Raw genomic sequence first — 21,284 nt, forward strand, 5'->3', positions numbered from 1 at the left:
CCCTATGTTTTTTGGCCCGCTATTGACACATTACTGACCTATTTATTTCGCCCTAGCGTTTTAACTCACACGTTAACCCATATCGTTGCTATTTAAACGGAGCGGTTAAGACGCGCGTCATTTTACCTGATTTTAGCCATAAAGCCCACGCGCAAAACCTAGCAGACATCAGCGACAATGCAAATAAAGGCGCAATATTGTCATTACTGTTCGTGATAGAGCCTTGCAATTTTGTTTAGCAGCACCATTTATCTAAACATGAACCACTAACTTGACTTTACAAGTCTGGTGAACGAGGAAGAATATATGAGTGAACATAAAATTGCCCAAGACAATATCGACATCGATGTCGACGTTTCATCTAACGTTTCTGATGATAATGCGCTAAATACTTCATCTGACGATATGTTGGAAAACGAGTCGGCGTCTGAAACGGTTAAAAACGAAACTGTCGAAGACAATGAGAGTAAAGACAGCGATTCTGAAGATATTAAGGCTAAAGACGCTGAAGAAAACTATCTACCGCTACTAGCGTTGCGCGATGTGGTTGTTTATCCGCATATGCAAATTGCCTTATTTGTTGGTCGTGCGCCATCGGTGAAAGCTGTTGAATTGGCACAAGCTGAGTACGGCAATAAAGTATTGGTGGTGGCGCAAAAAGATTCGCTCACCGAAGATATTGATCACGACAACTTATATCAATACGGTACGGTTTGCCGCATCGTTAGTACCATGCCACATGATAGCGATGAGAATTGCATCAAAGTACTGATCGAAGGTCAATATCGCGCGCGCGTTGACTCGATAGAGAGTCATGATGGGCTATTGATGGCAAAATTTGAGCGTGCTGACCTTGATGTCGACATGGATGAAAGCCAGCAAAAAAATACCATTCAAGCATTAACAACGTTGTTTGAAGGCTATGCAGACGCTCGTCTACGTAATGCGCGCGAGCTAACTCGCGTGGCAAAACGCATCGATGATTTGCTTGAATTGGTCTATTTCATCTCAACCCGCGTGTCGATGGATTTGGATATTAAGCAGTCGTTCTTAGAAGAAGACGATATCAAAACCCATATCAATACCTTGACTGAATACCTGGTTAAACAAAGTGCTGAACAAAATATCGAGCAGGATATCCAAGATGCGGTTCGTCAGCAAATGGAAGACAATCAGCGCGAGTACTTCTTAAACGAGAAGATGAAAGCCATTAAAAATGAGCTGTCAGATATGAATGACGGCGCATTTGATGGTGAAGATGACGTGGCCGAGCTTGAACAGCGTCTAGAAGATGCTGACTTGCCAGAAGATGTGCGCAAAAAAGCTGAGCAAGAGATGAAAAAGCTCAAAATGATGCCACCAGCATCAAGTGAGTCTTCAGTGGTGCGTAACTATATTGAGTGGATTTTGGACACGCCGTGGAATGCGACGACCAAAGTTTCTATCAATTTAGACAAAGCCAAAACCGTCTTAGACGAAGACCATTATGGCTTGCAAGATGTAAAAGACCGCATCTTAGAATACTTAGCCGTACAATCACGCGTGAAAAAACTTCGTGGTCCTATTCTTTGCTTAGTCGGTCCTCCGGGTGTTGGTAAAACCTCATTGGGTGAGTCGATTGCGCGTGCAACGGGTCGTAAGTTTGTGCGTATGGCGCTTGGCGGCGTCCGTGATGAAGCGGAAATTCGTGGTCATCGCCGTACGTATATCGGCGCAATGCCAGGTAAAATCGTCCAGTCACTGGCAAAAGTTGAAGTCAAGAACCCGCTATTCTTATTGGATGAAATCGATAAGATGGCGCAAGACTTCCGCGGCGATCCAGCGTCAGCATTGCTTGAAGTATTAGATCCGTCGCAAAACGATACTTTTAATGACCATTACTTAGATATGGACTTAGATTTATCACAAGTGATGTTTATTTGTACCGCTAACAGTATGGATATTCCGGCAGCGCTGCTTGACCGTATGGAAGTGATTCGTCTACCGGGCTATACCGAAGCAGAAAAAGTGAATATCGCGCAGAAGTATCTGGTGCCAAAAGCCATTAAAAATAATGGTCTTAAAGAAGGTGAAATTGAGATTGTTGAAGCGGCGCTACATAGCATCGTCCGTAGCTATACGCGTGAAGCAGGTGTGCGTAACCTTGAGCGTGAAGTCAATAAAATCTGTCGTAAAGTGGTTCGCGGTTCGGTTGAAACGCATGGCGCTCGCGCTCCGAAAAGAGCAGAACGTCAACTGGTGGTGGTCGACGATAAAAACATCGATGACTATCTAGGCGTCCATCAGTACGATTATGGTCTGGCTGAAGAAGAGCCTGAAATTGGTCGTATTACTGGTCTTGCGTGGACGCAAGTCGGTGGCGAGCTACTCACTATCGAAGCCGTCGCGATGAAAGGTAAAGGCGAGCTTATCTTTACCGGTTCACTCGGCGATGTGATGAAAGAGTCTATTCGTGCTGCCATGAGTGTGGTACGTGCGCGCGGCGACAGCTTAGGTATCGATTACGAAACCTTTAAAACGACTGACGTCCACGTACATATGCCAGAAGGCGCCACCCCAAAAGATGGCCCCTCTGCTGGTGGTGCACTAACCACAGCGCTGGTTTCTGCCTTAACGGGTATTGCTATTCGTCCAGATATTGCCATGACAGGTGAGATTACTTTACGTGGTAAAATATTACGTATCGGTGGTCTCAAAGAGAAGCTACTTGCGGCGCATCGCGGCGGTATCAAGCATGTATTGATTCCAGATACCAACGAGCGTGACTTGGCCGATATCCCTGATAACGTTAAAGAAGGCTTAACCATTCAGCCGGTAGCGACGATTGATGAGATATTAAAAGTGGCCTTGGTTAGTATGCCAGTGCCGCTTAAGCCTGCGAAAGTGACGGTTGATAAAACCTCAGGCAAAGCGCTGCATAACTAATCTGATTAGTTACTAATCCAGTCTTACAAATTAAAGAGCCGCTCATCGTCATGATGGGCGGCTTTTTTTTGGCAATAATTTTTGGCAATAATAAACAACAATCTAAATAAAACCCTATGCTATATTTCAGACAAATGTTTATATGGTAATTACAATGATTTCAAAACGCTTAACGCTATCCTTATTGCTAGCTGCTTCGTTTTCTGTAGCGTTAACAGGCTGTCAGTCCGCACCGATGAAAAGCCCTCAACAAACGAATACAGTAGATAATACAACCTTCAATACTATCAACCCTACTGACAATGCTGTCATAAGTGAAGCGCAAGTGATGCAGTGGTCAGGTCACTATGACTGGCAATTGGCGCAAGTAATTAATCAAAACGGTAACATAATCGATATCGAAAATTTTGCACCGATTACCTTAGCAATAGAACCCAGTTCAGTCAGATTTTATCAAGGTTGCGAGCAATATATGCTGGATTTCTATGCGATGTCCGCGCCGCCTTATCCTTATTATTCTCATCTTGCCAAAGTTCCTGCGACCTGTAACGATGACAATGCCCTTGATAATAAAACTGTGATTACAGAGGATAATAGTATTCAATCATTATTTGTTAAGTACGCACCTGTTAGGCTTAATTTCGAGTTATTGCCAACTTCGCATTTAACATCAAAATCAGCGCCAGTCGCCATACAAGCCGCCCCTAAACGCTTGGCGCTTAATATCGAAAATGGCAATCGCTTAATCTTTACAGGTTTAGCAAAGCCACTAGTAGCTCCCACTGGATTGCCGATTACTAATGAGTTATTGGAACACTACGATTGGCAGCTGGTCAGCGCCGTCAGCAATACTTTTGATGAAAAAGGTCAATTAATCAGAAAATCTTTGGGTAATTTTTATCATTCTGACCACCCTATTTCAGCAAGCTTTGAGAGTTGGCCTGACAATCAATACGCCTCCTTTAGCTCAGGCTGTAACGGCTCGCGTGCGCCTTATTTTTTACTCAAAGATAATACTTTTAAGGTCGGCACTATTATTAGTACTGTAATGGGTTGCGGTGAGACAGGCAATAGAATCGAGTCCGCTTTGTTTGATTTAATGCGTGATAGCAGCAGTCAGCTAACGCTAAGTTTGCAACCCTCACAACCGATATGGCCAATAGCAGACAATCAGACTGATATGCCTCGTTATAATTTATTGCAAACGATAGCAACAGGCGAAACCTTAGTATGGCAAAACGAAGCAAAGAAAATACCGTAAACTATTTTCAAACCCATACGATACTTACATTTATTAACCGATTGTTGCGCATTTGATGAATAACTATATCTAACGCTTGGCTATACTGGTTGCGGTATTAGGAATTATTTGAATATATTAACTAAAATTATAGAAACTCATCATAACGATTAAATATAAATGGAGATAATAATGAATAAGACGATGCTTGCAAGTGCCTTATTATGTGGTTCAGCGTTAGTAATGACGGGTTGCCAAACCGTCGAAGGTCAGATGCAAACCGGCAATCCACTTAGCCAACCTGCGCTAAAATCTACGATCAATGCAGTCGCTGGTAATAAGAATGAAGTGGGTCAAGTATTCCTACGTCCGGTTGATGGCGGCGTACAAGTCTACGGTAAGCTCATGAACTTGCAACCAGGTAAGACGGTATCACTACACATCCATGAAACGGGTAGCTGTGCTGATATGGGTAAAGCGGCAGGTGGTCACTTTAATCCAGATAATAAACCGCACTCTAACCCTGATGATATGAACGGTCATGCGGGCGATTTGCCTAACTTAACCGCCAATGCTGATGGTGTTGCTACTATCAACTTTGTAAATAAGAAAATCTCCGCTGCTGATGCCGGTAAATATAGTGTTAACCGTCTAGCCTTTATCGTCCATAGTGGTGTTGACGACTATACTAGCCAGCCAGCTGGTAATGCAGGCGATCGCGTTGCTTGCGGTATCATCGAAAAGAACTAATCGTATTTAGCTAATAACTTTTAAAGCTCAATACTGTTAGTATCATTAAAATTGATAGAATAAAAAAAACCTCTTAGATAATCTAAGAGGTTTTTTTATTATTTAAAGCGATTGATGGTAAAAGTAAGACAAGCTTACTCTTCTACCCACTCGCCATTACGCCAGTATACACCCCAACGGGTGGCCTTAGCGTTTTTCTCAGAGCCGATATACTGCTCTTTTTTCTTACGTGACCAACGTAGAATTGTTGGATTGCCGTCAGGATCTTCATCTGGTCCTTCAAACAGATACTGGAATTTATCTTCCATTTTATCTTTAATTTCTCTCAGCTCAGCAAGCTTTGGTGGTCGCGTTTCCCGTACTTTCGGGAATTTAGACGCCGCTAAGAACATCCCAGCCGCGCCTTCACGCAAGATAAAGTAATCATCGTGCTTGGTTGATTTTAGCTCTGGCAGATGAATAGGATCCATACGCGGCGGCGCTGCTTCGCCTGTTTTGAGCACTTTACGGGTATTGTCACATTTTTGACAAGCAAAGTAAGGGCCAAAACGTCCAGTTTTTAGTTCCATCTGTCCGTCACACTTATTACAGTCGATGGTTGGGGCATCTGAACCCGGTACTTCAAACTTACCTTCTTCTAAGATATAACCGTCACAATCAGGATTATTACCACAGATATGGAGCTTGAGACCACCATCAACTATATAGCCATTCATGGCGGTACCGCATTTCGGGCAGCGTTTTTTCTCCATCAAATCTTTAACTTCGGCCGCTTCGTCATCGCTGTCGCTATCATCAAGATTGGCAAACGCTTCGACCGGCATCAAGTTTTTGGTGCCTTTACAGCGCTCTTTTGGCGGTAGGTTATAGCCAGTACAGCCTAAGAATACACCCGTTGAGCCGGTACGTAATTGCATCGGACGATCGCAAATATCGCAATGTACGTCTGGCACATCGGTTGGATCATTCGGACGCATTCCGTCTTTTTCTTTGGCACGATCTAGAGTCTTTTTAAAGTCGCCATAAAAGTTATCGAGGACATCTTTCCAGTCAGTATCGCCTTCAGCGACATGGTCAAGCTTGTCTTCTAGCGCGGCAGTAAAGGTATAATCCATCAAATCTGGGAAGCTTGCGGTCAGTCTATCAGTGACGATATCGCCCATTTTTTCGGCGAATAAACGCTTATTCTCTAATTTCACGTAACCACGATCTTGAATGGTCGAGATGATAGAAGCATAAGTCGATGGACGACCGATGCCTTTTTTCTCAAGCTCTTTGACCAAACTTGCCTCGGTATAGCGCGGTGGTGGCTTGGTAAAGTGTTGACTAGGATCAAGCTTATCTAGCGTTAATTTATCACCTTGTTTGACATCCGGAAGTAAAGTATCGTCGGTCTTTGCTGGTGGCATGACTTTGGTAAAGCCATCAAACACTAACGTACGACCGCGGGCTTTTAGCTCGACATCATTGGCCGCAACAAACAGATTCACTGACAAGTATTTTGCTGGCAGCATCTGACAAGCCACAAACTGACGCCAAATCAGCTCATATAAACGGATGGCATCACGCTCAACACCTTTTAGCTGGGTTGATTTCATATTGACGTTAGACGGACGAATGGCTTCATGCGCCTCTTGTGCGCCTTGCTTATTGCCATAGAAGTTTGGCTTTTCTGGCACGTATTTTGCGCCATAGCTGTCTTCTATATAGCCACGAACAGCAGCAAGCGCATCACCAGACAAGAAAGTTGAGTCGGTACGCATATAAGTAATATGACCGGCTTCGTATAAACGCTGCGCCAAAATCATGGTTTTCTTAACCGAAAAACCCAATCGCGTGCTGGCTGCTTGCTGCAATGTTGAGGTGATAAACGGCGCACTGGGGCGCGATTGCGTTGGCTTCTCTTCGCGTTCTTTAACAATAAAGTCGCTTGAGTTAAGTACTGCTAAGACTTTATCGGTCTGCTCTTTATTGACGAGCTTTAGCGTTTTGCCGCCTTGCTTGGTTGCTTCTAGACGAATTGCAATTTGCTCGGCGTCTGTGTCTTTTTTGGCTTTACTATCGGCAATATGGGTATCAGCATGAATCTGCCAGTATTCTTCTGGGATAAAGGCGCGAATCTCATGCTCACGCTCAACCACCAAACGCATGGCAACCGACTGGACACGACCTGCAGACAGACCACGAGCAACCTTTTGCCATAATAATGGTGATACCATAAAACCAACGACACGGTCTAAAAAACGACGCGCTTGCTGAGCGTTAACACGGTCGATATCGAGTTTTGATGGCTGTTTAAAAGCATTTTGGATGGCAGATTTGGTAATCTCGTTAAAGACCACACGCTCATATTTACTGTCTGGACCGCCGATAACTTCTTTTAGGTGCCAAGCAATCGCTTCCCCTTCTCTATCCATATCCGTTGCGAGATAGATTTTGTCAGCGTCTTTGGCTAAGGCCTTAAGCTCTTTGATAACCTTGGTTTTATTGGGCAATACTTCATAGACTGCCGCCCAGTTATGTTCTGGGTCGACGCCCATGCGCCGTACCAATGCTTGCTGGGTTTTTTCTTCTTTGCTTAGGCTGTCATCTTTTTTGCTTGCGGCAGGCTTCTTCGCGCTTTTGCTCGCGCCCACTGGCAAATCACGGATATGACCGATACTTGAGCGTACGATAAAGTCGTCGCCTAAGTATTTGTTAATGGTTTTTGCCTTGGCGGGTGATTCTACAATCACCAAAGACTTGCCCTTTGGACTGTCTTTAGTTTTGTCAGCAGCCGCAGCTGGACTTTTTTTGGTTGCGGGTTTTGCCATAAGTGACGACACCATAATAAGTAAATTAAAATAAGGATAAATTCGGCAGCTGGCAATTTATAATAGTTAGTTATAATGGCTCAGCGAATTATTGTAGTAAGGGCTGCCGATAAAAACGGTTATAAAACAAACAATAACCATAACGCATAGATACAGTTATAAAGACGTTACACTGCTAAGCATTAAGCTGTCAACTTAAAATGACTGAGAGTTTGCCAAAAGGACTTGCATATTGCCTCTTAATGGAGACGAAAAATTGATTTACTACCCTGACACGATTTTCATAAGCTCTTTTGCATCTGTAGCGCCCACTCTTCAAGCTTCTGCTTAAGCAATAATAAATCACTCTCAATCAATTTTTGCTGATAAGCAGGATTGGTCGAGGGTCGCACATAAGCGATATCTTCCCAATAAATCACAATGCTATTAGCCTTCGTCAATAAGCCTTTTACATAGGGCTCAATACTGACTGGTAAATCTAGTGGCACTTTATCCAAACTAAAATTGGTCTTCTTAACCGTCGTATGATTATTGCTTTGACTAGACCGAATAGCAGTTGGAATGTTGAGCTTAGCCGCATCTGTAGTGGTATCGACAAAACTGCTATCTGGTCGCCATTGCCCATCAATCACTTGATAGCGTGTATATGGCAGCTGTGTATCATCGAGCACCAAGCAATATTGACCCATCATCCCACGACCATACTCATTGTCTTTACCCTTTACCCAATCTGGGCAAGTCACCAATTTAGGATTGAGTTGTAAGCGACGCGCAGTCATGCGCAGCTTATCCAAACGCTGGTCGATACCGCTAGGTTTGAGCGCCATCATACTCCCTAATACGAATAGTACAATGGCGATCGCAATCCACATTCCCATAACAGTCTGACCTTTTAACTTAATTAGTGTAGTGCTAGCAATTAAAATAGGACGAATAACCTATTAACGTGGTTATTTATATAAAAAGCTTAATTATAAACCGCTATCAGCGATACAGCTTTTATCAGCTATATAATATCTACGTGCTTATAATGCGCGTAAACCTTTAAAAATCAAGCGGTCGCAAATACTATCGCTGATAAGTAGCTAAATACTGAGCAAGACTGATACCCACCAATGCGCTGCTATTTATAGTGCTATATCAAATACTTAGTACAGAAAACGCCTCATTTACCAACAAGATGCAAGAAGTTGACTATATAAAAAAGTGCTATGATAAACCATAATTTTAAACACGCGCAGGTTTATTATGAATTATCTTCTTAAGCGAAACTCATCGACCGCCTCACAAAAGAGTAAATGCGTCGGTAAAATCATGCGTAAACCTCGTCTTACTATCTCGCTAATGGGCGCGGCTTTATTTGCCTTATCCGGCTGCGCAACCACCCAAAGTCTAACGCCTGAACAATGCCAAAATAGCAACTGGCAAGAAGTCGGCTATGCTGATGGTATCCGTGGGCGCTCAGGAGCTTACTTTGGTAACTATACCAATCAATGCGCAAGCGTTGTTGGCGCAACGCCAAACCGCGTATTATGGGAGCAAGGTCGTCAGCAAGGGCTGAAAAATTACTGTACTGAGCTCAATGCTTATAAACTTGGTCGCGAAGGTTATGATTGGCAGCCTGTCTGTCCGCTCGAAGGTATCGAAAAGCTAGAAGAAGCCTACGCGCAAGGACGCTACTATTATATTCGCCAGCGTGACCTTGATTATTTGCGTTCGCCCTATCCGTTTGGTTATGGACCTGGTCGCTTTGGCTATGGTTATCGCCCATTTGGTTATGGTTGGTAATAGCAGTGTTTTTAAAACCCATTAGTGCGAATACAGTTACGTTTATAGCAATGTTGCAGTCGAAAACAGGCGATCAGCAAAAAGATAACCTCGCAAGGTTACCCATGCGAGGCCGGAGAGAACATTTATTATTTTAATTATGCTTGTTATTGTTTTGGCTATTTTCTTATTGCTAAGCTTATTTATTTATCTTGGTAGCTTATTCTTTTAGAAGATTTCTTTACCGCCTATCTACTTTTTAATTACCCTTCCAAACCTTACTCATTGACGAACGCAACCTTCGTTAACCCCGCTTGACTGGCAGCTGCCAATACTTGCGCCACGGTATCGTACTTCCCTTCTTTGTCCGCACGCAAATGGATAGAAGGATCCTTGCCGCTCGCCGACTGCTGTTGCAGACGCACTTCCAATGCTTCTATGCTGATAGGCTCATCATCCCAAAACAAACCTGCATCTTTATCGATGCTAATTTGAATGGCCTCTGGCGGCACTTCATTGACCTCGGCACTGGTCTTCGGTAAATCTAAGGGCACCGTTGGATTTAGTACGGTTGCCGTCAATAAAAAGATAATCATCAATACCAGCATAATATCGATAAGCGGAATAAGGTTCATCTCATTCATGCTTTGACTGTCATCATCACCCAATTGAAATGCCATAATTATTCTCAATACTGTTAGTTGAAGTCTTTGCCATTCATGCTTTTAACTGATTTTCACGTTACTCTTTTAAACTATTTTAGGTTATCATTTTTTTATTAAATAATTATGACAGCTGCGATGGTGCCGAGTTATGATAATGCTCAGATGGCGGCGCCGCTTGTTTGTCTGTATTCGCCTGTTTTGTTAACTGAGTTTGATTAGTAGTACTATGCTGGGCTTCTGAGTTTTGGATTGGCGCTTGTTGGACCGCAGCAAGCTCGGTAGATTGCGCCAATAAATCATGCGCTCTATCATTGGCGTGGTACATGACGCGGCGATTGATACGTATTGCAAGGTTATAAAACACCACCGCTGGAATGGCAACAGCAATCCCGAGACCGGTCATAATAAGGGCTTCACCGACTGGTCCCGCTACTTGTCCTAATCCCGCTTGGCCGCTGACACCGATATTATGCAGCGCGTGAAAAATACCCCACACCGTGCCAAACAAACCAATAAATGGCGCGATTGCGGCTGTTGTACCAAGTATCGGCAGCCCGCGCTCACTGGCAAAACGGTAGCGACCGATATGCTTCAGTAACGTCTGCTCAATCACCAAACGCCGAGACGCGGCATCTGTGTCAACCAGACTAGCCTGCTTACTGTGAATCTGCGCACTCAAATCATCAGCGACACTAGCCGCCAGTTTGCGACTTTGTAGGATGCGGATGATACCGGTCACCCAAGAGGCGATAGATAAAACAAGGAGCAAAAAGAATAAGGTTCTCGTCACCATATCGCTATATTGCCAGTAAGTTGTAAAGTCCATATCAGACTCCTTAAAGTGGGATGTCGTTACTTGTTATGTTATGATTTTTAGCAGTACGCGTTTCAATATCTATTATCGTATCTCTTTATCTTATCTAGTTGCTCTCTATCTACTATATATCTGCTTTTATATATCCGCTTGTATATATTCGATTTTCCACATCTAGGGAACCGCATAAGCGATTGGCAGGGTGACATTGCCGACCACGGGTACGCCGTTTTTGGTAAAGGGTTTGAATTTACCAGAGCGTACTTGGCGCTGCGCTTCTTTATCTAAGAGCGCATTTCCAGACGACTGGGCAATACGCACGCTATCAATACCGCCTTGTTTATTAACCCTCAGTACCAAAACCACATTGAGCGTATCGCCTGAACGGGCTCGCCTAGCCGCGCGCTCGGGAAAGCTAAAGTTAGGGGCAGAAGCCCAGTTAGCAGCGCTGGCCGTAAAATTGACAGCTTCATTACTTGCCGCAGCCGCAGCTCTGGCATTGCCATCAGCCTCTGCTTTTTCTCGAGCAGCGGATTCTGCTTCTCTTTCATTAGCATCTGCCTGAGCTTGGGCCTCACGAGCCGCTTTTGCATGCGCTTCTTGCAGCGCTTTTGCTTGAGCTTGACTTTCAGCTTGTTGCGCCGCTTTTTCTGCCTGCGCGGCTATCATACGGCGTTGTTCGTCAGCGACTGCCTTATCAGCATCTATTTGCTTCTGTTGTGGTTGCTTGTTTTCTATTTTTTTCTTTACAGGTTGTTCTTTTATAGGCAGCTTCTCCGGTGGAGTTTCTTTCTGAACGGCTGGTTCTTTCTCTGTTACCACTGGATCTGCTGGCGTAAGCACTTTCATTTTTTGTTGAATTTTTGGTTCAGGCTTACGTTCGGATTTGGGCTCAGGCTTAGGTTCAATTTTGGACTCTGGTATAGGTTGGGCTTTACTTTGCGGGGTTTTCTCTACCTCAGCAACCACACTTTCAGCAAGCTTTGCAGGTAATGTAACCATTTGGATTTCAAGCGGCGGCGTTTCTTTGATAGGCTCATCTTTAGGCTCAGGTGCTTTTATTGTCACCAAGGCAATTGCCGTAAGTACGTGTAGCCCGACCACTATAAAAATAGCGATAAGTATCAATCTCAGTGGTGGCGCGTCTAAATCCGTTGAACTCATAACACCCTAACATTTAACCGTTATAGAATGGCGTAGATAATAATGCAAACGATAATTATTATCAATATTAAATTTACCCTATCTTAATGCTTGCACCTTATTTACTAAATAAAAAGGTTTAAAAGGTCAATTGCAATATCAAGATTTTGCATTGCTTTCAAACCAAGCTAGCACAATTTTTGGGGTAGCTATCATTTAAACATTAACTAATAATTAGAGTAGCTATCGTTGAATTCTTACCTGTTAATAAAAACCATTATCATTAATATTGATAATAAGTCTCAATTACCTTATCATGGCAGTTGTTTTTTTATATTATAAATAGCAACTTATGGTAAAACTTTAATTATAAAGCCGCTATTTCTTATCCATTATTTTGCCGTTTTTTTCAGCATTTTTATAATAATACCAACCAAATCTTTGATATACCGAGTTATTTATGTCTACTACTTTATGTTCTAATCGTACCGAAAACCCACTTTTTAAACGTCCGTTATTAGCTGCCATGATGACAGCTTTGATCGCCAGTATTGGCCTAGCAGGTTGTAGCTCGCCTGACTCAAATGATAATGAGATAACAGAAACCAAAGCTGAGAACCAAACGGCTGATGCCGCTTCGAACGTTGCTGAGAATGACAACGTCTCTGTTGCAACCATCGCAGTTGATACGGTGAATGGCAAAGTCGATTTAGCCATAAATCCGTCACCTCTGGTCGTTTATGACATGACCTTGATGCAAGACTTAGCCGCGCTTGATGTGGCGGTTGACGGTATGCCAAGTGGGCTACATTTAGATAATTTACAATCAAAAGTGCATCCTGATCCTAAAGAAGTCGGTACGGTATTTGAGCCCGACCTTGAAGCGTTGAACGCCATGCAGCCGCAAGCTATTTTGATCGGCTCGCGTATGGCAGAAAAATACAACGATCTATCTAATATCGCGCCCACGCTCGATATGAGCATTGATACGGCAAATATTTACGAATCAAGCAAGCAGCGCTTACATGATTTGGGTGCCTTGTTTGGTAAAAGCGATCAAGCGGTAAAATTGCAAGGCAATATTGATGCACTTATTGATGAGACGAAAGTTTTAACGAAAGCCAATAAAGGTAAAGGCTTAGTGGTCATGGTTAACGGCAATAAGCTGTCAGCCTATGGTGATAAGTCGCGCTATGGCTTTATTCACGGTGTGTTAGATATCCCAATGGCAGATGACCAAATCGCTGATGCGCGTCACGGTCAGCCAATCTCGTTTGAATACATACAAAAAACCAATCCGGACTGGTTATTCGTCGTCGATCGCAGTGCAGCGATTGGTGAAGATGGTGCTGGTGCCAAAGCCGTACTAGACAATCCATTGGTGGCGCAAACCACTGCTTGGAGTAAAGACCAGGTGGTGTATCTAAGCCCAGATTCTTACCTTGCTTTTGGTGGCTATTACCAATGGATAAAGGATTTGACCACCATCAAAAACGCCTTTTCTGGCACCAAATAAACGCGATAACTATATAAGCCATTCTTCTTAGTTACCCATTAATAAGCCAGTAGCCGTTATGTCGTTATTTTCACCTCGTGCTCAAGCCAACGTTAAAACCAGCTCTACTCTGCCAGCTGCGCCATCGAGTTGGCAATCCAGTGCCAGTAGCGGCAGCCGTTACGCTCGTGATAAACGACGCCGCGCCGCGATGCCGCCTTGGCTTATCAATACCGGCAGCCTCATTATTATGGGGCTTTTGGTGTTATTAAGCTTATCTATCGGGGTGGCAGATTTCTCGTGGTCAGGTATTTTGCAAAGCCTTATCAGTCATAGCGCCAACTCTGATAGCTCATTGCTATTGGTCAGCCGTATACCGCGCACCGTTGCCATTATTTTGACGGGTATCGCCATGGCGGTGGCTGGGATGATTATTCAAGTGGTGCTTAAAAACCGCTTCGTTGAACCATCGATGGTCGGTGCGACCCAAAGCGCAGCGCTAGGTTTACTGGTGGTCAGTTTATTGTTTCCCGCCAGTGCTCTACTGGTCAAAATGGGTGTCGCAACCATTGCGGCAGTCGGTGGCATAATGCTCTTTATGCTGCTGATCCACCGCGTACCGCCGACAGATTTTTTAATGATTCCGCTGATTGGCATTGTCTTTGGTGGCATTATCGAGGCAGTAACGACCTTTATCGCCTATCAAACGGAATCGTTACAGATGCTTAGCGTTTGGCAATTCGGCGACTTCTCTTCGGTATTAGCTGGTCGTTACGAGCTCTTGTGGTTGACGGGCGCATTGTGCGTGCTTGCTTATATTATCGCCGATAAATTGACCATCGTCGGTTTGGGTGACAATATCGCTCTGAACTTAGGAATTAGCAAACGACAAGTGACCTGGCTCGGCGTTGGTATGGTAGCGATGATGAGCGCTGTCGTTGTCGTGACGGTTGGTATGATTCCCTTTATTGGCTTGGTCGTACCCAATATCGTTAGCCGCGTCATGGGCGATAAATTACGTCGTAGCTTGCCCGCAGTGGCGCTTTTAGGCGCATCGGCAGTTCTGCTCTGCGATATTATCGGGCGCTCGATTCGTTATCCTTTTGAAGTGCCTGTCGCGACAGTTTTTGGTGTGGTCGGGACGGTAATATTCTTATGGCTATTATTACGTGCGCCTGCTGAGTCCTAAACGATCTGTATCGTTTCAGTGATCGTTGTTTTACTTGCCACTCCATTTTATAAGATTCGCGTATGTTTTTACCTTCTGCTTCCTCTAGCCCAACAGGCGACTCTACTATTAATAGTGACGTCTGCAGCCTTAACCCATTTGCAAAATTTTGGGCACGGCTGTGTTTAATAATAAGTCAACATCCAAAATCCATTGCTACCCTTATATTATTAATCTCGATGGCGCTATTTTTGACCGTCAATGTCAATGGTTACTGGGATTTCGCCCTGCCATTACGCGCTAAGAAGTTACTGGCACTCATGGTCGTCGGCTATGCGATTGGTGTATCGACCTTATTGTTTCAAACGCTAACCCACAATCCTATTTTGACGCCATCCCTATTGGGCTTTGATTCGCTATATGTGTTATTGCAAAGCTTATTGGTGTTCTTTTTGGGTGCGATTAGCTTTACCAGTATCAATCCTATCGCCAAATTTATCCTCGAAATCGTCCTCATCTTTGGCGCATCGTTATTATTGTTTCGGTTGTTATTTTCAAAAAGCAGTCAGGATTTGACGCGGCTTATCTTGGTCGGCGTTATCTTTGGCGTATTGTTTCGTAGCTTATCGGCGCTGATTGCACGGCTGATTAATCCTGACGACTTCGTGGTCGTACAATCGGCAAGTTACGCACAGTTTAATACGGTCAATCCGCAGCTCCTTGGCATTAGCTTCGTTATTTGTGCCATTAGCGCTGTGTTTATTTGGCGCTGGCGTTATCAGTGTGATGTATTGATGCTTGGCAAAGCGCAAGCGATTAACCTCGGCATCAACTACCAACGCCTAGCATTTGGGCTATTAACCGTCATTGCCGTATTGGTCGCCACGGCAACTGCATTGGTCGGTCCAGTGACTTTCTTTGGTTTACTGGTCTGCGCCTTGACCAATCGTATCGCGCGGCACATGTATCATAGCGAACGCCTGATATTGGTCAGCTTGGTGGCGATGATTTGCTTGGTACTCGGTCAAACCATATTTGAGCAAGTGCTCGGCATGGCAAGTGTATTGTCAGTGGTGATTGAACTGGCGGGCGGCTTGGTATTTTTATTATTAATATTTATGACCTATCGCCGTTAATGATGGTTTTTTAAAACTCAACGGTCTAAAACTTTCTAAAAATAAGAACTGCTATGATTAAAATAAATAATGTCTCCCACCATATTGGCAAACAACAAATCCTGCATGACATCACTCTGTCTTTGCCGACCTCACAAATCATTGCCTTGATAGGCCCCAATGGTGCGGGTAAATCCACCTTGTTTTCAGTGATGGCGCGCTTGCAGCCGCTGCAATCAGGGCAAGTCAGTTTTGTTGTAGATAATGAGGAGCACGATATTGCCCATTGTCCTGCACGGACGCTGTCTAAGACCGTAGCGATGCTTGGGCAAGACAATCAAGTACAAGGACGGCTGCGCGTGCATGAGCTGCTGATGTTTGGACGCTATCCTTATCATCAAGGTCAACCCACAGCTGATGATCAGCAAAAAGTGCAAGAGATTATCGAACGCTTTGAGCTTGAACCGTTAGCCGAACGCTTTTTGTCGACGCTCTCTGGTGGTCAGCGCCAACGCGTATTGATTGCAATGATTGTCTGCCAAGATACGCCGTATTTATTGCTTGATGAGCCGCTCAATAATCTGGATATGTATCATGCTGGACGGTTGATGCGTGAGCTGCGTGAATTGAGCCATAATGAGCAAAAAACGGTCGTCATTGTCTTGCACGACATCAATCAAGCCGCGCAATTTGCCGATACGGTAGTGACGATGAAAGAGGGGCGCGTGCTAGCAACGGGTGCACCCGTTGATGTCCTGACACATGAGACGATGAAAGAGTTATATAAAGTCGATGTGACCGTACTTAACCATCAAGGTCAGCCAGTGATTGTTGATACGGTTTAAAAGTATAATTATCAGTTTTAGCTCAACTTTTGCAAAACCTTCAAACGTTGCTGTCGACCCTTATACCATAGATATACACCCGTAGCTGACAAGGCCACCACGGCTAACCCTAGCATTGCTAAGAATATTTGATACGCCAAATGTCCTACACCGTGACTAATATGTCCCATATGTAGCGTCGATATCCATTGGTCGATTTTATTACCAAATGAGCTTTGAGAACCAAAATTGATGCGCTCAACACCTCCTGTTTCTGCATCAACTGTGATAGACGAAGCACCACCGTGAGTGCCGATATCTTTGTCGGTTTTAAAGCGCATTTGCCATTGCCCTTCCTCCGTGACCCAGCGTATACCTAATAACTGCTTGACTGTTACTCCATTATTTTGCGCGGCAATATTCGCCTGCTCAGTTAAATACACAATGCTATTGTCTTTATTGACCTTGGCTTTATTAATAATAGCAGCACTACCCATTTCATTGCTCACTGGCGCAATAGCTGGCATAACCTGCGTGCTCGATTGATCTGCTTTATTTGCCCTGCTTTTTTCTCTCTCCTTACCTTGCCTACCTTCAAATCCAACCACTGCTTGCATCACAGGTTGATATACCGATTTTAAATTAAAGCCGACACTCGACCACGCAATGATAAACAACATCAGCCACAGCCATAACCCGAACGCATGATGCAAATCATAATTGAACTTAAAGGTATTGGTTTTTCGGCGGATTTTCCACGCCGGTAACCAGCGCTTAATAAAGGACGCACGTTTTTTAGGCGCAGCTTTTTGCTGTATCTTTTTATTATTCACCGCTCTAGGAAAAGTCAAATAAAAGCCGATAAAGCAATTAATCGTCCATAGCAGTGCAATCACACCTAATAGCAACTTGCCAATATCGCCAAGCAATAAATCACGGTGTAACCAAAGCACTTTCCACATCGTATTGCGCCATGCCCATTCATCCTTATCACGGGTGCCTAATATATCGCCGTTATATGGGTTTATATAGACCTCTTGAAACGGGGCTTTGGGCTGATTTTTGGCGCTTTGACCTCGGAATCTATCGACTGAAAATACCGCAGATTTATCCGCTTCTAATGACGTTGGCATACTAGAAAAATTGTATTCTGGATAGGTGCTAATCACCTTATCATGCAGCGTTGCAATAGGTAGCTGTGACATACTTTGCTTATCGATGTGAGCCAATTTATGATTAAACACATTATCTAGCTCGTCATGAAAAGCCAATAACGCGCCAGTAATGCCAGCCATGATTAAAAAGCCTGCCATCACAAGCCCAGTATAACGATGAATCGAAAGACAAATACGGCGCAGATTAAATGCAAAAGAAGACAATAAAAATGAGGTCATGAGTGCTGATTCTTTATGAATATATATGATTAATAGTGGTATAGCCAAAGCGCGAAATCTAAAAAAAGAAAGCACAATTTCCAAAAAATGGCGATAAAAAAGCCAGCTCTTTTTTATAAAAAGCTGGCTTTTTTTGCTACTAAGAAACAAATGCAGGCTTAAAACTGATAGCTTAAAGAAGCTTTGATATTACGACCCGGCTCAAAATCGGTACTATCATCTTTTAGCGCATTGAATCTTGAGGCATGACTAGCATAGGTTTCATCAAAGATATTGTATACGCCGACCGTGGCTTTTAAACCTTCCACTTGTGTTGGCGAATAGCTCATAAAGATATCATGTACATCATAGCTTGGCTTTCTAATGTCATCGCCACCTGTATTTGGCGTCACTGCAGCAACATAGGTGCTACGCCAGCCAAGATCTGTCGTCTCTGTTGGTTGATAAGCCAAGTTGACCATGTATTTATCACCAGTATCTGAGCTACTACCCGTTTGTGAATAGATACTATAACCAGTGTCTTTACCTTTACTACGAGCATGAGCATAGCTCAGCCCCATACTAAAGTTATCCATTTTATAATCAGCGGCAAGCTCAACACCTTTGATTTTATAATCTTCGTCTTTATTGATGGCACCTTGGCAGCTACCACCTAACGCGCCGGTCGCACAATCTAAACCTTTATGGCTACCACCACTGCGCATGTATTCAATATAATTTTCGATATTGGTTTCAAAATACTTACCACTTAACTGCAGGGCATCATTAGCGGTGGTTAGATCGCGCAATGTAGTCACGATACCCACTTCAGCATTGTCGCCCTCTTCAGCCTTTAAGTCTTTATTGACATAAGTGCCAACACCATTTCGATTAAAAATAGCTTGGCTTAAATCTGGACCATTAAACAGCTGGGTATAGCTGGCAAAAACCTGCGTTTGAGGCGCAATCTCATAGCTAGCTGCCAAAGCACCAACGACGTTATCGTACGTTTTGCCAGCAGCAACAAAATCTGGCGCTTCATAGCGATCATAACGCACACCTGGCGTCAGCGTTAATTTACCCATTTGCCATTGGTCTTCTAGATAGACTGAGGTATTTTTGGCAGAATCCTCACCTGATACGGGCATTTTTGTAGTACGATCGAGCGCGCTATAATCTGACTGCTTTTTGTAATGCTCTAACCCTGCAATCAGTTTATGGCGTCCTGAGGTTGCATCAATCACACTGGTGTTTTCAATTTTGCCACCAGTGGTTTTTACTTTTGCATTCCAATCATAGCCTGGTGATTTTTTCGGGTCATTATCACGCGAAATTTGTGTTTCGGTTTGATAAATGGTGGTATCAACATCGATGAGAAAGTTGACTGGGTTAAATTTATAATCAAGCGTATAAGTATCACGCTTTACTTTTTGCGGGATTGGATCATCGCCTAGACTTGGAAAATCTGGGCGGAATGGGAAAGTCCCTTCTTTATCAGTACGGCTAAAGCTGGCGCCTACGCGGTGGTCATCATTGATATAAGCACCGGCTTTTAATAAGAAACTCTCGCTTTCACTGTCTTCAAACAGTTCGCGACCGCTACCATCTTCACCAGAGCTGGTATCACGTTTGCCATAATACGCCAATAAATCCACATTATCCGTTGGTGCGCCATAAACGGTGGCTGACGTCAGTAGCTCATCATTATTACTGGCATAACCTGCTTTTAGCTTGGCACCAATCTTTTGACCTGGTTTGAGTAAATCTGCCGCATCGACCGTTTTAAAAGCGACCGCACCGCCAATGGCATCATTACCGAGCGTCACTGAGTTATTACCTACCGCCACATCTGCTTGTTTGAGCAAATCAGGATCAATGGTGATATCGCCCATATGGTAGAACATTTTGCCTTCTTGGCGCGCGCCATCAATAGTGACTTTTAAGTTGCTATCTTCAAGACCACGAATACGAATGCGCTGATTGACCGATGACGTACCACCTATGGTCACGCCTGGCACCACATTTAAAAAATCACTCAAATGACTCGCTTGCTGCGCTGGGGTATAGTCTTCGACATCAACGCCGTCTTCTTGGACCTTTTCACGTACCGAACTATTGGCGGTCACAGTGATGGTTTGTAAGGTAGTACTAGGTAAATCCGCTGCCGCAACTGCCAGCTGTGACCAGAGAACGGCTGAAACTGCCACCGATAGTACCGTTAATTGATTAGAAAACGTTGCTGACTTGACTTCACGCATAACACACTCACTTTACTTACTATTAGGATTGAAGGATTTAAGCGTCACTATATAAAAATGGTTCGGGATTTTACTTTCTTACTCTTTATTGAAAACCTTTGTTATTCGCTAACTTAAACAACTGCTGACTTAAGTAACTATCGGCTGAAAAAACTCATATACGAATAACATTATTAACACTAATGATAATGATTAGCATTTAAATAATGACAGGCATAATAACGAAGTATTAACAATTTGGCAATAAATAATGTGAGAAATTGAGTTTTTTGATAAGCTCGCTTAAAAACAAGAGTGTGAGAGTTGCTAGAGTTTATAAAAGCGCGGTTAAAAAATAGTTAAAAGGACGGAGATAAAAGCATTGGGATAGAAGAATTTGAACATAAGGCACTCCTGAGATTGAGCTAATACTAAATTGATGAGAACATCGTGAATATAAAGGTTGGTCGCCATGCTAACGACATCTCTCGTACCAATACGCTTATGACTTGTTTTTATTGTACTACTGTACTAGAATACTGAAACAAGACAGTATCTTGCTTATTATCCTGCCTACTACTAAGATTAAATATTATGAGCACCAATCCTTATCAAAGTTTACTGAAACATTTAGCCAACTGTAATGACAGCGCCGCTATCGACGAGCTATTTACTGCATTATTGACCGATAAAGAACAACAAGAAATCTCCAATCGCATTCGTATTTTTGACTTACTTGAACGCGGTATAACCCAGCGTGAGATATCTGAGCAGCTCGGCGTTGGTATCGCCACCGTCTCGCGCGGTGCTAAAGCCATGCAAGCGCATGATGTCAGCGCTTTACTAAAGTCTCATAGAGACAATATATCTATAAAAAGCATACCTATAAAAGACGCTTAATTCATCAAAAATTATGATTTCTTTTTTCCTGATTTTTATATGATAAATCATTGAA

General features: G+C 43.5%; 16 protein-coding genes. 9 read left to right on the forward strand and 7 right to left on the reverse strand.

What is annotated here, in order from left to right; genetic code table 11:
* Positions 1-306 precede the first annotated feature (306 nt).
* From lon to AC2FA3_RS00465, 3 genes are all read left to right on the forward strand, one after another.
* Positions 307-2,925 (forward strand): endopeptidase La, encoded by a 2,619-nt coding sequence (lon, locus tag AC2FA3_RS00455; RefSeq protein ID WP_490507816.1) that lies wholly within the window; start codon positions 307-309, stop codon positions 2,923-2,925.
* Between the two features lie 154 nt (positions 2,926-3,079).
* The gene (locus AC2FA3_RS00460) at positions 3,080-4,186 is read left to right on the forward strand and encodes an META domain-containing protein (RefSeq protein ID WP_490507817.1); all 1,107 of its coding nucleotides are present in this window, start codon (positions 3,080-3,082) and stop codon (positions 4,184-4,186) included.
* 171 nt (positions 4,187-4,357) lie between these two features.
* Positions 4,358-4,915 carry a superoxide dismutase family protein gene (locus tag AC2FA3_RS00465; protein WP_183620600.1) on the forward strand — a complete coding sequence of 186 codons (558 nt, stop codon included), beginning with the start codon at positions 4,358-4,360 and terminating at the stop codon, positions 4,913-4,915.
* A gap of 134 nt (positions 4,916-5,049) precedes the next feature.
* Here the strand turns inward: AC2FA3_RS00465 and topA are convergent, their stop codons facing one another.
* On the reverse strand, positions 5,050-7,728 hold the full coding sequence (gene topA / locus AC2FA3_RS00470) for a type I DNA topoisomerase (RefSeq protein WP_490507818.1): 2,679 nt from the start codon (positions 7,726-7,728) through the stop codon (positions 5,050-5,052).
* Between the two features lie 281 nt (positions 7,729-8,009).
* Positions 8,010-8,606: a hypothetical protein gene (locus tag AC2FA3_RS00475; protein WP_490507819.1), complete on the reverse strand. Its 597-nt coding sequence runs from the start codon at positions 8,604-8,606 to the stop codon at positions 8,010-8,012.
* Between the two features lie 370 nt (positions 8,607-8,976).
* Between AC2FA3_RS00475 and AC2FA3_RS00480 the strand changes: the two genes are divergently transcribed.
* Positions 8,977-9,516 (forward strand): DUF2799 domain-containing protein, encoded by a 540-nt coding sequence (locus AC2FA3_RS00480; protein ID WP_490507820.1) that lies wholly within the window; start codon positions 8,977-8,979, stop codon positions 9,514-9,516.
* Between the two features lie 257 nt (positions 9,517-9,773).
* On the opposite strand, the gene AC2FA3_RS00485 is transcribed toward AC2FA3_RS00480, so the two are convergent.
* The 3 genes from AC2FA3_RS00485 to AC2FA3_RS00495 all read right to left on the reverse strand — a co-directional run bounded on the left by AC2FA3_RS00485 (position 9,774) and on the right by AC2FA3_RS00495 (position 12,138).
* Positions 9,774-10,175, reverse strand: coding sequence for an ExbD/TolR family protein (locus AC2FA3_RS00485; RefSeq protein WP_490507821.1), 402 nt, complete (start codon positions 10,173-10,175; stop codon positions 9,774-9,776).
* Positions 10,176-10,281: 106 nt separating this feature from the next.
* Positions 10,282-10,986, reverse strand: coding sequence for a MotA/TolQ/ExbB proton channel family protein (locus AC2FA3_RS00490; protein ID WP_490507822.1), 705 nt, complete (start codon positions 10,984-10,986; stop codon positions 10,282-10,284).
* Between the two features lie 162 nt (positions 10,987-11,148).
* Positions 11,149-12,138 (reverse strand): energy transducer TonB, encoded by a 990-nt coding sequence (locus AC2FA3_RS00495; RefSeq protein ID WP_490507823.1) that lies wholly within the window; start codon positions 12,136-12,138, stop codon positions 11,149-11,151.
* Positions 12,139-12,577: 439 nt separating this feature from the next.
* Between AC2FA3_RS00495 and AC2FA3_RS00500 the strand changes: the two genes are divergently transcribed.
* The 4 genes from AC2FA3_RS00500 to AC2FA3_RS00515 all read left to right on the forward strand — a co-directional run bounded on the left by AC2FA3_RS00500 (position 12,578) and on the right by AC2FA3_RS00515 (position 16,740).
* Positions 12,578-13,633, forward strand: a complete 1,056-nt coding sequence (locus AC2FA3_RS00500; RefSeq protein ID WP_490507824.1) for a siderophore ABC transporter substrate-binding protein — start codon at positions 12,578-12,580, stop codon at positions 13,631-13,633.
* Between the two features lie 58 nt (positions 13,634-13,691).
* The gene (locus AC2FA3_RS00505) at positions 13,692-14,801 is read left to right on the forward strand and encodes an ABC transporter permease (RefSeq protein ID WP_490507825.1); all 1,110 of its coding nucleotides are present in this window, start codon (positions 13,692-13,694) and stop codon (positions 14,799-14,801) included.
* Between the two features lie 62 nt (positions 14,802-14,863).
* Positions 14,864-15,916, forward strand: coding sequence for an iron chelate uptake ABC transporter family permease subunit (locus AC2FA3_RS00510; RefSeq protein WP_490507826.1), 1,053 nt, complete (start codon positions 14,864-14,866; stop codon positions 15,914-15,916).
* Positions 15,917-15,969: 53 nt separating this feature from the next.
* Complete coding sequence (locus tag AC2FA3_RS00515; RefSeq protein WP_490507827.1) at positions 15,970-16,740, forward strand: iron ABC transporter ATP-binding protein; 771 nt, start codon at positions 15,970-15,972, stop codon at positions 16,738-16,740.
* A gap of 17 nt (positions 16,741-16,757) precedes the next feature.
* Here AC2FA3_RS00515 and AC2FA3_RS00520 read toward each other — a convergent pair whose 3' ends face one another.
* Both AC2FA3_RS00520 and AC2FA3_RS00525 read right to left on the reverse strand, forming a co-directional pair.
* Complete coding sequence (locus AC2FA3_RS00520; protein ID WP_490507828.1) at positions 16,758-18,113, reverse strand: PepSY-associated TM helix domain-containing protein; 1,356 nt, start codon at positions 18,111-18,113, stop codon at positions 16,758-16,760.
* Positions 18,114-18,271: 158 nt separating this feature from the next.
* Positions 18,272-20,350 (reverse strand): TonB-dependent receptor domain-containing protein, encoded by a 2,079-nt coding sequence (locus AC2FA3_RS00525; RefSeq protein ID WP_490507829.1) that lies wholly within the window; start codon positions 20,348-20,350, stop codon positions 18,272-18,274.
* 573 nt (positions 20,351-20,923) lie between these two features.
* Between AC2FA3_RS00525 and AC2FA3_RS00530 the strand changes: the two genes are divergently transcribed.
* On the forward strand, positions 20,924-21,229 hold the full coding sequence (locus tag AC2FA3_RS00530) for a Trp family transcriptional regulator (RefSeq protein ID WP_490507830.1): 306 nt from the start codon (positions 20,924-20,926) through the stop codon (positions 21,227-21,229).
* Positions 21,230-21,284 lie beyond the last annotated feature (55 nt).

This window comes from Janibacter sp. CoH_79_TC_3, assembly GCF_058197955.1.